The organism is Actinomycetospora sp. CA-101289, assembly GCF_050955895.1.
In the GTDB taxonomy this organism is placed as follows: Bacteria; Actinomycetota; Actinomycetes; order Mycobacteriales; family Pseudonocardiaceae; genus Actinomycetospora.
Window position 1 is genome coordinate 2,754,427 of the sequence record NZ_CP192093.1, and the last position, 12,628, is coordinate 2,767,054.

The 12,628-nt window shown below is 74.1% G+C and carries 13 protein-coding genes; 5 read left to right on the forward strand and 8 right to left on the reverse strand.

The genetic code is table 11. The features are described from left to right. Positions 1–16 precede the first annotated feature (16 nt). The gene (locus tag ACQPX6_RS13735; protein ID WP_433787872.1) at positions 17–1,003 is read right to left on the reverse strand and encodes an N-acetyltransferase family protein; all 987 of its coding nucleotides are present in this window, start codon (positions 1,001–1,003) and stop codon (positions 17–19) included. After that, complete coding sequence (locus ACQPX6_RS13740) at positions 1,000–1,869, reverse strand: class I SAM-dependent methyltransferase (protein WP_433787873.1); 870 nt, start codon at positions 1,867–1,869, stop codon at positions 1,000–1,002. Before ACQPX6_RS13740 ends, ACQPX6_RS13735 begins: the two co-directional genes overlap by 4 nt. 296 nt (positions 1,870–2,165) lie before the next feature. Between ACQPX6_RS13740 and rpsA the strand changes: the two genes are divergently transcribed. After that, entirely contained in the window at positions 2,166–3,695 is a 1,530-nt protein-coding gene (gene rpsA / locus ACQPX6_RS13745; RefSeq protein ID WP_433787874.1) for a 30S ribosomal protein S1, read from the forward strand. A 270-nt stretch (positions 3,696–3,965) separates the two neighbouring features. Here rpsA and ACQPX6_RS13750 read toward each other — a convergent pair whose 3' ends face one another. Beyond that, positions 3,966–4,175: a hypothetical protein gene (locus ACQPX6_RS13750; RefSeq protein WP_433787875.1), complete on the reverse strand. Its 210-nt coding sequence runs from the start codon at positions 4,173–4,175 to the stop codon at positions 3,966–3,968. A 137-nt stretch (positions 4,176–4,312) separates the two neighbouring features. On the opposite strand from ACQPX6_RS13750, the gene coaE reads away from it, so the two are divergent. Then, positions 4,313–5,350, forward strand: a complete 1,038-nt coding sequence (coaE, locus tag ACQPX6_RS13755; RefSeq protein WP_433787876.1) for a dephospho-CoA kinase — start codon at positions 4,313–4,315, stop codon at positions 5,348–5,350. A gap of 3 nt (positions 5,351–5,353) precedes the next feature. Here coaE and ACQPX6_RS13760 read toward each other — a convergent pair whose 3' ends face one another. The 5 genes from ACQPX6_RS13760 to ACQPX6_RS13780 form a co-directional block, all read right to left on the reverse strand. Then, entirely contained in the window at positions 5,354–7,066 is a 1,713-nt protein-coding gene (locus ACQPX6_RS13760) for a cation:proton antiporter (protein WP_433787877.1), read from the reverse strand. Between the two features lie 18 nt (positions 7,067–7,084). Further along, a complete protein-coding gene (locus ACQPX6_RS13765; RefSeq protein ID WP_433787878.1) occupies positions 7,085–7,609 on the reverse strand; it encodes a DUF402 domain-containing protein in 525 nt (174 codons plus the stop codon). Positions 7,610–7,696: 87 nt separating this feature from the next. Further along, positions 7,697–8,206: a DUF402 domain-containing protein gene (locus ACQPX6_RS13770; protein WP_433787879.1), complete on the reverse strand. Its 510-nt coding sequence runs from the start codon at positions 8,204–8,206 to the stop codon at positions 7,697–7,699. 75 nt (positions 8,207–8,281) lie between these two features. Further along, entirely contained in the window at positions 8,282–8,701 is a 420-nt protein-coding gene (locus tag ACQPX6_RS13775) for a VOC family protein (RefSeq protein ID WP_433787880.1), read from the reverse strand. Between the two features lie 32 nt (positions 8,702–8,733). Next, a complete protein-coding gene (locus ACQPX6_RS13780) occupies positions 8,734–9,174 on the reverse strand; it encodes a DUF6069 family protein (protein ID WP_433787881.1) in 441 nt (146 codons plus the stop codon). A gap of 84 nt (positions 9,175–9,258) precedes the next feature. Here ACQPX6_RS13780 and ACQPX6_RS13785 point away from each other — a divergent pair, with 84 nt between their 5' ends. From ACQPX6_RS13785 to uvrB, 3 genes are read left to right on the forward strand one after another with little or no spacing between them, the layout of a single operon-like run. Beyond that, positions 9,259–10,002, forward strand: coding sequence for a TetR/AcrR family transcriptional regulator (locus ACQPX6_RS13785; RefSeq protein ID WP_433787882.1), 744 nt, complete (start codon positions 9,259–9,261; stop codon positions 10,000–10,002). Then, positions 9,999–10,409, forward strand: a complete 411-nt coding sequence (locus tag ACQPX6_RS13790; RefSeq protein WP_433787883.1) for a nuclear transport factor 2 family protein — start codon at positions 9,999–10,001, stop codon at positions 10,407–10,409. The genes ACQPX6_RS13785 and ACQPX6_RS13790 overlap by 4 nt, the downstream gene beginning before the upstream one ends. 10 nt (positions 10,410–10,419) lie before the next feature. Continuing rightward, positions 10,420–12,627, forward strand: coding sequence for an excinuclease ABC subunit UvrB (gene uvrB / locus ACQPX6_RS13795; RefSeq protein ID WP_433787884.1), 2,208 nt, complete (start codon positions 10,420–10,422; stop codon positions 12,625–12,627). Position 12,628 lies beyond the last annotated feature (1 nt).

Consider the following 12,628-nt stretch of genomic DNA (forward strand, 5'->3'; position numbering starts at 1 on the left):
CCCTCGGCGGCCGGGATCAGCGCAGGCCCGTCGCGGGCCGGACCTCCCACAGGGTCCACAACGGGCGGTAGCCGTGGCGCGGCCAGAACACCGAGGAGATCGGGTTCGGCGGGTTGTAGTAGAGGTAGCTGCCCCGCGCGCCCGGCGGCAGCAGCGCGGGCAGCGCGGCGGTGACCAGCGCGTGGCCGACGCCCGCGCCGCGGTGCCCAGGCAGCACCGAGGCGCAGTTGACGTAGCCCCAGCGCCCGGGCGGCAGGAGGCCGGCGAGCCAGGAGCCGGGGGAGGAGTCGGTGAGCCCGCACTCCAGCAGGCCGACCGCCAGGCCGTCCTGCTCGGCGAGCCACACCGGCTCGTCGCGGGCGAACCGCTCCCGCAGCGAGGTGCGCTTGACCGCCTCGGCGTCCGGGCGCAGGACGCTGCCGCCGACCATGCTCGAGTAGGCGATCTCGTGCATCGCCAGGCCCACGCAGGCCTCGAGGTCGTCGTCGCGGGCGCGCCGCACCCGCAGCGCGTCGCCGGGCGGGGCCGCGACGATCGGGGTGGTGGGCGGCCCGGGCCTGCGGATCGCGAGCACGGCCAGCGGGACGAGGCCGTGGTCGAGGAAGGCGCGGGCGGCGACGACGTCGCGGCTGGGCCAGGTGACCACCGCGGCGGAGTCCGCGGCGTGGCGCGCGCGGGCGGGCAGACGGGTCCGCCACTCGGCGAGCAGGCGGTCCACGCCGGCGCGCCCGGCGCCGCCGAGCACCGGGTGCAGCTCGGTGACCTCGGCGGCCGACCACAGCAGCGGCGCGCTGCCCGCGGGCCACGTGTGCTGGGTCAGGACGCCCGCGACCTCCCCGCCCGCGTCGTCGCCGACGACCACCACCTCGCCCGGCGGCGGCAGCACGGCCTGCGGCAGGTCCGGGTCGATCTCGGCGAAGCGGCGCTGCTGGTCGCGGAGCAGCTCGGTGAGCACGACCTCGGGGACGCGCCCCGACGGCGTCGCCCGCGCGCGGCCGATCACGACGACCCCGGACGCCGGCAGCAGAAGATCGCCGTGCCGGGGAAGAGCGTGCCCCGCAACGGCGACCACTGGCCCCACTCCGCGTCGAGGTCGTCCGGCCACTCGGGCTCGACGAGCCGCTCGAGCACCAGCCCGGCGCCGACGACGTCGTCGACGCGGTCGCCCAGCGTGCGGTGGTGCTCGACGTAGGTCACGCGGCCCTCGTCGTCGACCTCGGCGTACGGGGTGCGGTCGAAGTACGACTGCGAGACGGTCAGCCCGTCGGGGCCGGGGTCGTCGGGGAAGGCCCAGCGCATCGGGTGGTTCACCGCGAACACCCACGGGGCGCCGGGGCGCAGCACCCGCGCCACCTCCCGCATCACCGCGCCCGCGTCGGCCACGAAGGGCACCGCGCCGAACGCGGAGAAGGCGGCGTCGAAAACCCCGTCGGCGAAGGGCAGGACGCCGGCGTCGGCCTGCACGGGCGGCACCGGGACGCCGGTGCGCCGGTCGGCCGCCCGGGCCTGGCGCAGCATGCCGGCGGACAGGTCGAGGCCGACGACCCGCGCGCCCTCGCCCGCGAGCCACCGCGCGCAGGACGCGGCCCCGCACCCGACCTCGAGCACGCGGGCCCCGCGCAGTGACCCGGGCGGGCCGAGCAGGCGCGCGTCCTGCTCGCGCAGCCGCTCGGGGCACCAGACGAAGTCGTCGTCACCGAGGAACGCGCCGTGCTCCGCCTGGTAGTCGTCGGCGTCGGCGTCCCACCAGGCCCGGTTGGCCGCGCTCGACTCCGCCGGCCCGACGCCGCGGCGCGCGATGCCGGTGGTACCGAGCAGCGTCTCCGCCGACGCCGCGCTCGCGTGCGGCTCGGGGGGCGGGGTCGGCACGGGGGCATCCTGGCACGGTCCCGGGACGCGACACGCCAAGGGAGGAGCGCGGCGACACGCCGGGGACCGGTCGGGGGTGCCCCGATTGCCGGGCCGCGTCGGACGCGGTTACGATGAAGGTCCACGTCAGTGGTCTCGCCCTGCTCGCGTTGCCTTCCCTGGTAGCGGGTGGGCGGCGATACCTCGTCTCCGGTCCTGCTCGCGGGCTACGCCGGTGCACGCGTCAGGACGACGGCTCACTTCCGTGGTGTCCCTGGCACGCTCGATCTGACCATGTTCCCGGAGCCGTCCACCGTATGTCCATCGACACCCACACCGCCCCGACGTCGACCAGCCCTCAGGTCGCGATCAACGACATCGGGTCGGAAGCGGACTTCCTCGCCGCCATCGACGAGACGATCAAGTACTTCAACGATGGCGACATCGTCGAAGGCACGATCGTCAAGGTCGACCGAGACGAGGTCCTCCTCGACATCGGCTACAAGACCGAGGGGGTCATCCCCTCGCGCGAGCTGTCCATCAAGCACGATGTCGACCCCAACGAGGTCGTCGCCGTCGGCGACGAGGTCGAAGCCCTCGTCCTCCAGAAGGAGGACAAGGAGGGCCGGCTGATCCTGTCCAAGAAGCGCGCGCAGTACGAGCGCGCCTGGGGCACGATCGAGCAGCTCAAGGACAACGACGAGCCCGTCAAGGGCACCGTCATCGAGGTCGTCAAGGGTGGCCTCATCCTCGACATCGGCCTCCGCGGCTTCCTCCCCGCCTCCCTGGTGGAGATGCGCCGCGTCCGCGACCTCCAGCCCTACGTGGGCAAGGAGATCGAGGCCAAGATCATCGAGCTGGACAAGAACCGCAACAACGTGGTGCTGTCCCGCCGCGCGTGGCTGGAGCAGACCCAGTCGGCCGTCCGCAGCGAGTTCCTCAACCAGCTCGCCAAGGGCCAGATCCGGTCCGGCCAGGTCTCGTCGATCGTCAACTTCGGCGCGTTCGTCGACCTCGGCGGCGTCGACGGTCTGGTCCACGTCTCCGAGCTGTCCTGGAAGCACATCGACCACCCCTCCGAGGTGGTCGAGGTGGGCCAGGAGGTCAAGGTCGAGGTCCTCGACGTCGACCTCGACCGCGAGCGGGTCTCGCTGTCGCTCAAGGCGACGCAGGAAGACCCGTGGCGCCAGTTCGCCCGCACCCACCAGATCGGCCAGATCGTGCCCGGCAAGGTCACGAAGCTCGTGCCGTTCGGTGCGTTCGTCCGCGTGGACGAGGGCATCGAGGGCCTGGTCCACATCTCCGAGCTGGCCGAGCGCCACGTCGAGGTGCCGGAGCAGGTCGTCCAGGTCGGCAACGACGTCATGGTCAAGGTCATCGACATCGACCTCGACCGTCGCCGCATCTCGCTCTCGCTGAAGCAGGCGAACGAGGGCATGACGACCGAGACCGAGTTCGACCCGGCGCTCTACGGCATGGCGGCCGAGTACGACGACGCCGGCAACTACATCTACCCCGAGGGCTTCGACCCCGACTCGGGCGACTGGCGCGAGGGTTACGACACCCAGCGCGAGGAGTGGGAGCGCCAGTACGCCGCGGCGTACGCCCGCTACGAGCAGCACATCGCGCAGCTGCAGCGCACCCAGGAGCAGGAGGCCGAGGCCGCCGAGGCGGCGCCGGCCAACTACTCCTCGGGCGGCCCGTCGGCCGGTGGCGGCAGCGACGCCGCCGAGGCCGACAACGACGAGGCGGACCCGGGCCAGGGCCCGCCCTCGCAGAGCGGTGGCGGCGCGCTCGCCAGCGACGCCCAGCTCGCCGCGCTCCGCGAGAAGCTCTCCGGCGGCTGATCGACAGCACGCCTGCTCGACCTCGGGCCCTCACCCCTCGCGGGGTGGGGGCCCGTCGTCGTTCCGGGGCCTGGTGCGTGGCAGCGAACGCCCTGTCGGCGTGCTCCCCTGACTCGCTGCCTTACGCGCGCGAAGTCCCCGTTGATCACGGGGTGATCGCCGGCGGGTAGACCCCGGGCGCGCGGGCGAGGGACGCCTCGGGTGCGTGGGACGCAGCGAGGGACGCCCTCGCTGCGCACGGGCGGCGAGGCCGAGGCGACGCCGGGAGCGTCAGGCGACGGCGGCGCGCGGCGCCGAGCGCGGCGCGGGGCCCGCGACGGCGGGGCGCAGGTGGCGCGAGCTCGCGAGGAGGCGCTCGACGAGACCCCGGCGGGCGATGTGCGGCGCGGCGAGGGCGGCGGCGACCTGGGGGAGGGCGCGGCACCAGACCAGGCCGGGCGCGCCGAGACGGTGGCGACCGGCGGGGCGTGGACGGAACACGCGCGACTCCTCGACGTTCGGGTGTGGTGCAGGTGAGGCGTGACGATAGCGCTGTGACGCACGAGGCGTGAGGGACTCGCCGCAGACTCTCGACCCCGGGTCGAGTGATGTTCCCGGGCGGTGGGCAGACTGGCGGGGTGCTGAGGCTCGGGCTGACCGGAGGGATCGGGGCGGGGAAGTCGACGGTCGCGGAGACGCTGACCGAGCTGGGCGCGGTGGTGATCGACGCCGACCGCATCGCCCGCGAGGTGGTGGAGCCCGGCACCGAGGGGCTGGCGGAGGTCGTCGCCACCTTCGGTGAGCAGGTACTCGACGCCGACGGCGCCCTCGACCGCCCGGCCCTGGGCCGCGTGGTGTTCGGCGACGACGCCAAGCGCCAGCAGCTCAACGCGATCCTGCACCCCCGCATCGGCGCGCGGACCGCGGAGATGGTGGCCGAGGCCGACGAGGACGCGGTGGTCGTGCACGACGTCCCGCTGCTGGTCGAGAACGGGATGGGCGCGGCGTTCGCGCTGGTCGTGGTGGTCGACGCCCCGGTGGACGTCCGCGTGACCCGCCTCGTCGACACCCGCGGCATGACCGTCGAGGACGCCCGCGCCCGCATGGCCGCCCAGGCCGACGACGCGGCGCGGCGCGCGGCCGCCGACGTGTGGTTGGAGAACGCGGGGGCGGCGGGCGCGCTGCGCGAGCAGGTCGAGCGCCTGTGGCACGAGCGGCTCGTCCCGTTCGCCGACAACGTCCGCCATGGGCGGGCGGCGCCGGCGCCCACCGGCATCGAAGAGCCCGACGAGGACCGCGAGCTGGTCGGCCGCCGCCTCGCCGCCCGCGTCGCCGTGGCCGCCGGGGAGTCGGTGCGCCGCGTCGAGCACGTCGGCCCGGGCGCGGTGCCCGGCCTGCCCGCGCCCGCCGTCGTCGACCTGCTCGTCGAGGCCGACCGCCCGGGCGCCGACCTCGCCGAGGCCCTGGCGGTCGCGGGTTTCCCGTCCACCGGGCGCGGGCGTCACGGCTCGGCCGACCCCGCTCGACCGGCCCGGATCCTCGTGCTCGACGCGAAGGACCGGCGCCAGGCGAAGCAGGCGCGCGCGATCGTCGAGAGCCGCGACCGCGCCGGCAAGGACCCCCGCCGGGTGGCCGCCGACCCCGCGGGCGTCCGCGCCGAGGTCGCGCTGCCCTGACCGTCAGCCCGGGTCGACGACGCGGCCCCGGAGCTCGATGCTGATCTGCTCGGCGTCGAGGTTCTCCAGCAGGGTCGCCAGCGCCGCCGAGGTGAACGTGCCCTCGTCCCGGGCGGCGAGCAGCGCCGCGCGCTGGCCCTCGATCATCTCGAGCCGGACCGCGATCCGCCCCTGCGAGGCCAGCGCCGGATCGGGGCGCTCGTCGCGGTCGGCGAGACGCTCGCGGAACGCGGCGATCTCCGGCTCGTCGGCGTGGCGGTCGAGCACCTCCCGGTTCACCGCCATGAGCCGGTCGAGGAGCTCGGCGCGCTCGGCAGGCGACGCGAGCTCGGCCCGGGCCGGGGCCACCCGGCGCACCACCAGCGCGAGGGTGCCGCCCTGCAGGAGCAGCGACGCGGTGGCCACCGAGAACGCGACGAACACCAGCAGGGAGCGGTCCGGAGTCGTCGTCGGCAGCGTCTGCGCGGCGGCCACCGTCACCGCGCCCCGCATGCCCGCCCACACCACGACCACGCCCTCGCGAGGCCCCAGGGGCGCCGAGCGGAAGTAGTCGATGTCTGCGATCCGGAGCCGCAGCCGGTCGCGGAACCGGGCCATGCGGCGCGGTCCGGGCAGCGAGACGGTGCGGCCGCGGATCGTGATCGCCTCGCCCGCGGCGAGGCGCTCGTCCATGTCGCGCAGGTGCGCCCGCACCGTCGTCCCGCGCCGCGCGGACGCCCGCACCGCGAGCACCAGCGGCGTCACGTAGGCGGCGCGCAGGACCAGCGTCGCCACCAGCGCGCCGGCGGCGAGGGCGAGGCCGGCGCCCCACGACGCCCCGTCGCGCTCGAGGTCCTCGAGCACGCGGGTCAGCTCCAGGCCCATGAGCAGGAAGATCGTGCCCTCGAGGACCAGCTCGACGGTGCGCCAGTTCTCGGTGTCGGAGAGGCGGTGCTGGGGGGTGAGGCGCCGCGCCGCCCCGTGCCCGGTGACGAGCCCGGCGGCGACCGCGGACACCAGCCCCGACGCGCCCAGCGCCTCGGCGGGCAGCGACGCGACGAACGGGGTCGCGAAGGACAGGAGGGTGTTGACGGTGGGGTCACGCACCCGGCCGCGGACGAGCAGCCCGACCCGTCCGACGACGACCCCGAGGACGACCGCGACGGCCACCGCGAGCGCGAACTGCCCGAGCACCCCGCCGACCGACACCGACACCGCACCGGCGGCGCCCGCCGCGATCGCCGCGATCGCCGCGCGCAGGAGCACCAGCGCGGTCGCGTCGTTGAGCAGCCCCTCGCCGTCGAGGACGGTGACCACCCGCGAGGTGACCCCGAGGCGGCGCACGATCGCCGTCGCCGCCGCGTCGGTGGGGCTCAGGATCGCCCCGAGCGCGACGCCGGCGGCGAGCCCCAGCCCCGGCACGACGAGGTCCAGCAGCAGGCCGATCACCAGCGCGGACACGACGACCAGCACGACCGACAGGCCGCTGACGGCGCCGAACGCGCGCCGGAAGTCCATGACGGGCATCGCCACGGCCGACGAGAACAGCAGCGGCGGGAGGATCCCGGCGAGGACCCACTCCGGGTCGACCTCGATCGCCGGGACCCCGGGCACCAGCGAGACGCCCACACCCAGCAGCACCAGCAGCAGCGGGGCGGCCACGCCGACGCGGTCGCTGAGGGCGCGCACACCCGCCACGGCCACCAGGCCGAGGACGACCACGATGAGGGGTCCCATGCCGGGAGCCTCCCGCGGTCAGCGGCCCGAGAGCGCTCCGACCCCCAGCGAGGTGGTCCAGGCGTCGAGGTCGTGGCGCGCGTCGCCCAGCTCGCCGAGCACGCGGTGGACCGTGCTCATGGCCTCCTCGGCGTCCGCGGAGGACAGCACGCCGCCCGCGACGGCCGCGGCGAAGTCGGCGTCGTGCGCGACGCGGGCCGGCCGTCCCGGCAGGACCTCGAGCCCGAGCAGCAGGTCGGTGCAGCGCCAGCGGTCGCCGTCGACGACGATCCGCACCGCGCCGATCTCGGTGGCCGTGGCGGTGCCCTCCGCGCGTGGCTGCCGCCGGCGCAGGCGCAGGCCGTGGTCGGGCAGCAGCCAGCAGGTCTCGGCGAGGACGAAGGGGTCCTCGGGGCTCAGCACCGTCGTGCGCAGGCCCCAGGCGGCGACCCGCCAACGGTCCAGGGGCTGTTCGATGACGTGCTCGGGGGCGAGGGGGAGGGTGCGCATCGCGCTGCGCACATCGACGATCTCGACCAGCTGGCGGGAAACGACCGGGCTCACGGCGCAGGACCCTAGGCCACCCGACCGAGGGACGGAGAAGGACCCCCTACCCGAACGACAGCGGTGTCATTCAGCACGTGGTGCGGCTCACGCCGTCCAGCTCAGGTCCACGTCGTGGGTCGCGAGCCAGGCGTCGAGGTCGTGCCCGTGCTCGGCGAGGCCGGCCAGCGTCCGGTGGCTCGTGGTCAGCGCCCGCTCGGCACGCACCGGGTCGAGCAGACCCGCCGCGACCGCCTCGGCGAGCTCGTCGAGGTCGAGGACCTCGGTGTGCTCGCCCGTGTGGACGACGAGGTCGACGTAGTGGTCCTCGGTGTGCCAGGTGTCGCCGTCGCGGGTGACGTCGACGATGTCCAGGTAGTGGTCCTGGAGGCGCTCGTGGCCGGGCAGCCAGGTGAAGTCGGTGACGCGGATGCCCAGGGCGGGCAGCAGCCACGACCGCAGGTGCGTCAGCGTCGGGTGGTCGGGCATGCCGCGGCTGAGGTAGAGCCCGAACGGTGCCTCGCGGTAGAGGTCGACGGCGCGCACGAACCCCTTGGGGTCGGTGTTCGTGCCGGCGGCCACGTCGAACGTCTCGACCTTCGGCGGGTGGATGCCCACGGGCGGGGACCCTAGTGCGCGCACGACGGCACCCGCTCCCACGTGCGCCACGGGGAGCGGGTGCCGGTGCGTGCGTCAGGAGGCCGGCGACTCCTCGCCCGAGGCGACCGCCGGGTCCATCCACACGGCCTCCCACACGTGGCCGTCCGGGTCGGTGAACGAGCAGCCGTACATGAAGCCGTGGTCCTGCTCCGGCTTCCACTCCGCGCCGCCGTTCGCCAGCGCGGTGGCCTTGATCCGGTCGACCTCGGCGCGGCTGTCGGCGGAGAGCGCCAGCATCACCTCGGTGGTCTTCTGCGCGTCGGCGACCTCGCCGACGACGAAGTCGCCGAAGCGCTCCGGCGTCATGAGCATCGCGAAGATGTTCTGCTCGATGACGAGGCAGGCGGTGCTCTCGTCGGAGAACTGCTCGTTGAACGTGAAGCCCAGGGCGCCGAAGAAGGCGCGGCTGGTGGCGACGTCGGCCACGGGCAGGTTGACGAAGATCGATCGCACGGTGGTCCTCCAGGGGTGTCGGTCGGGACGGGTCAGGAGCGGGCGCGCACGAGGGCGGGGACGAGGACGGCCCCGACGGCGAGGTGGACCGCGGCGAGGGCGATCCGCGTGGGGGTGGTGGCCTCCACCAGCAGGATCGGGATCATCGAGGCGGCGACGACGATCGCGGCGAGCACGGTCCAGACGGTGGTCCCCCACCGGGTCAGGCGCTCGAGCAGGGCGAGCACGCCCCAGCCGACCAGGCTGAGCACCACGGTCACCTGGGTGGTGACCAGGGCGTCGATGCGGACGGTGCCCTGGCTGTCGGTGATCCAGTAGTCGGCGCCGGCGAGGTGGCCCGACAGCCACACCGCGAGCGTCACCCCGAGTGTGGCGACGATCCCGAGCGCCCGCCGGCGGCGACGGACGGCGGCCCGGCCAGGCACGGGCGCGGTGTCGGTGGTCGGGGTCGGGGCCGGGGCGGTGAGCGACATGGTGACCTCCGTCGGGAGAAACTGTGTCCTGTGGACACTGTGTACGCTAGACACAGTAGGAGCGCCGAGGCAAGGGCGGATCGGATGAGCAGCACGACCGGGACGGACGACCCGGCCTCGGCGCAGGGGTCAGGGGGTCACCTCCTCTGGCGGACCCCCGACGAGCCGACGCGGGGGCCCCGCCGCGGGCTGACGCTCCAGGAGGTCGCGGCGGCGGCCGTCGAGGTGGCGGACCGCGACGGGCTGGCCGGCCTCTCGATGCAGCGGGTGGCCGCCGAGGTGGGGCTGACCAAGATGGCGCTCTACCGCTACGTCGCCAACAAGGAGCAGCTCGAGGCGATCATGATCGACGCCGCCGTCGAGGAGCCGCCGGGCCCGGACGCGCTGACCGGGACGTGGCGCGAGCAGGCCGAGGAGCTCGCGCGGCGGGTGTCGGACGTCTGGACGCGGCACCCGTGGCTGCCCTGGGTCACCGTCGGCGAGCGGGTGATGGGCCCGCGCGAGGTCGGCTGGGTCGAGGCCGCCGTGCGCGTGTTCGAGCCGCTCGGGCTCGCCCCCGACGAGCGGATGGACGCGGTGTCGATGCTCTTCGGGCACCTGCGCACCACCCTGGCCACCGCGTCGGCGGGCACCCGGCCGTGGACCGCCGACCCCGCGGGCGGGAGCACGATGCGCGACCTCGTCGCCGCGCACGCCGACCGCTTCCCGGCCCTGACCTCGGTGATGACCGATCCCGGCCGCCCGGTCGGGTCCCGCTGGGACTTCGGCCTGCGGTGCCTGCTCGACGGGTTCGCGGCGGCCGCCGCGCGGCGGGAGGGCCCCCGGTGAGCACCCCCGCGGTCCTGCACCGCTACCTGGCCGCGCTGGACGCCGGCTCGGTCGACGACGTCCTCGCCTGCTTCGCGCCGGCCGGGGAGGTGGCGTCGCCGCTGTACGGGACGATGCCGGCCGAGCGCTTCTACCCCGGGCTGTTCGCGGACTCGTCGGCGTCGAGCACCGAGCTGCGCCGGGTCTACGTCGACCCCGCGGACGACCGCGAGGTCGCGCTGGCCTTCCACTACGCGTGGGTGCTCGGCGACGGCACGCCCGCCCCGTTCGACGTCGTCGACCTGGTGACGCTCACCGACGACCGGGAGCTCATCGCGCGGCTCACCATCTGCTACGACACCGCGCCCCTGCGGCGCTCGTGGGAGCGGGTGGCGGCGCAGGACCACGCTGTCGGGGGGCGCGGTTAACCTCGATCCCATGGCCTTCGCGACAGAGGTTCCGGGTTCGGCCCGCGACGGGGAGAACCCCGAGGGGCTCCCCGACGAGGCGCTCGCGCACTCGGAGCACCGCCCCGTGGGGGAGATCGAGCGCACCGGGGTCCCGTTCGAGGTCGTCAGCCCCTACCAGCCGGCGGGCGACCAGCCCGCGGCGATCGAGGAGCTCGAGAAGCGGGTCCGGGCCGGCGAGCACGACATCGTCCTGCTCGGGGCCACCGGCACGGGCAAGTCGGCGACGGCGGCCTGGCTCGTCGAGCGGGTGCAGCGCCCGACGCTGGTGATGGCGCCCAACAAGACGCTGGCGGCCCAGCTGGCCAACGAGCTGCGCGAGCTGCTGCCCAACAACGCGGTCGAGTACTTCGTCTCGTACTACGACTACTACCAGCCCGAGGCGTACATCGCGCAGACCGACACCTACATCGAGAAGGACTCCTCGATCAACGAGGACGTCGAGCGGCTGCGGCACTCGGCCACGTCCAACCTGCTCTCGCGCCGCGACGTCGTGGTGGTCGCGTCGGTGTCGTGCATCTACGGCCTCGGCACGCCGCAGTCCTACCTCGACCGCTCGGTGCAGCTCACCGTCGGCGACGAGCTCGACCGCGACACACTGCTGCGCGCGCTGGTCGACGTCCAGTACCAGCGCAACGACATGGCCTTCGCGCGCGGCACCTTCCGGGTCCGCGGCGACACCGTGGAGATCATCCCGGCGTACGAGGAGCTCGCGGTCCGCATCGAGTTCTTCGGCGACGAGGTCGAGGCGCTCTACTACCTCAACCCGCTCACCGGCGACGTCGTGCGCCAGGTCGACGACGTGCGCATCTTCCCGGCCACCCACTACGTGGCCGGCCCCGAGCGCATGGAGAAGGCGGTCAAGGCCATCGAGGCCGAGCTCGAGGAGCGGCTGGCCGAGCTGGAGCGCCAGGGCAAGCTGCTCGAGGCCCAGCGCCTGCGCATGCGCACCAGCTACGACGTCGAGATGATCCGCCAGGTCGGCTTCTGCTCGGGCATCGAGAACTACTCGCGCCACATCGACGGCCGCGGGCCGGGCACCGCGCCGGCGACGCTCATCGACTACTTCCCGCAGGACTTCCTGCTGGTCATCGACGAGTCGCACGTGACGGTCCCGCAGATCGGCGGCATGTACGAGGGCGACATGTCGCGCAAGCGCAACCTCGTCGAGTACGGCTTCCGGCTCCCGTCGGCCACCGACAACCGGCCGCTGACCTGGGAGGAGTTCGCCGACCGCATCGGGCAGACGGTGTACCTGTCGGCCACGCCGGGCGACTACGAGATGCGCATGGCCGGCGGCGAGTTCGTCGAGCAGGTCATCCGGCCCACCGGCCTCATCGACCCCGAGGTGATCGTCAAGCCGACCAAGGGCCAGATCGACGACCTGGTGGGCGAGATCCGCACGCGGGTCGAGAAGGACGAGCGCACGCTGGTCACCACGCTGACCAAGAAGATGGCCGAGGACCTCACCGACTACCTGCTCGAGCTCGGCATCAAGGTCCGCTACCTGCACTCCGAGGTCGACACCCTGCGCCGTGTCGAGCTGCTCCGCGAGCTGCGCTCCGGCGAGTACGACGTGCTGGTCGGCATCAACCTGCTGCGCGAGGGCCTGGACCTGCCCGAGGTGTCGCTGGTCGCCATCCTCGACGCCGACAAGGAGGGCTTCCTGCGCAGCGAGCGCTCGCTGATCCAGACGATCGGCCGCGCGGCCCGCAACGTGTCGGGCCAGGTGCACATGTACGCCGACAAGGTCACCGACTCGATGCAGTACGCCATCGACGAGACCAACCGGCGCCGCGAGAAGCAGGTCGCCTACAACACCGAGCGCGGGGTCGACCCGCAGCCGCTGCGCAAGAACATCGCCGACATCCTCGACCGCGTGTACCGCGAGGCCGAGGACACCGAGGAGTCCGTCGGCGTCGGTGGCTCGGCCCGCAACAGCTCCCGCGGCCGTCGTGCGGCGGGGGAGGCGGGCGGCCGGGGCAGCTCGGGCATCGTCGAGCACCGCAGCACCGAGGGCATGGCCCGCGCCGAGCTGGCCGACCTCATCCAGCAGCTGACCGACCAGATGATGGCGGCGGCGCGCGACCTGCAGTTCGAGCTGGCCGGACGCCTGCGCGACGAGATCGCCGACCTCAAGAAGGAGATGCGGGGGATGGACGCGGCCGGGGTGAGCTGAG

Coding starts and splice junctions, on each gene's coding strand:
- ACQPX6_RS13785 (WP_433787882.1), top strand. CDS start 9,259: ATGAGCAGCACGACCGGGACGGACGACCCGGCCTCGGCGCAGGGGTCA.
- ACQPX6_RS13780 (WP_433787881.1), bottom strand. CDS start 9,174: ATGTCGCTCACCGCCCCGGCCCCGACCCCGACCACCGACACCGCGCCC.
- ACQPX6_RS13760 (WP_433787877.1), bottom strand. CDS start 7,066: ATGGGACCCCTCATCGTGGTCGTCCTCGGCCTGGTGGCCGTGGCGGGT.
- rpsA (WP_433787874.1), top strand. CDS start 2,166: ATGTCCATCGACACCCACACCGCCCCGACGTCGACCAGCCCTCAGGTC.
- uvrB (WP_433787884.1), top strand. CDS start 10,420: ATGGCCTTCGCGACAGAGGTTCCGGGTTCGGCCCGCGACGGGGAGAAC.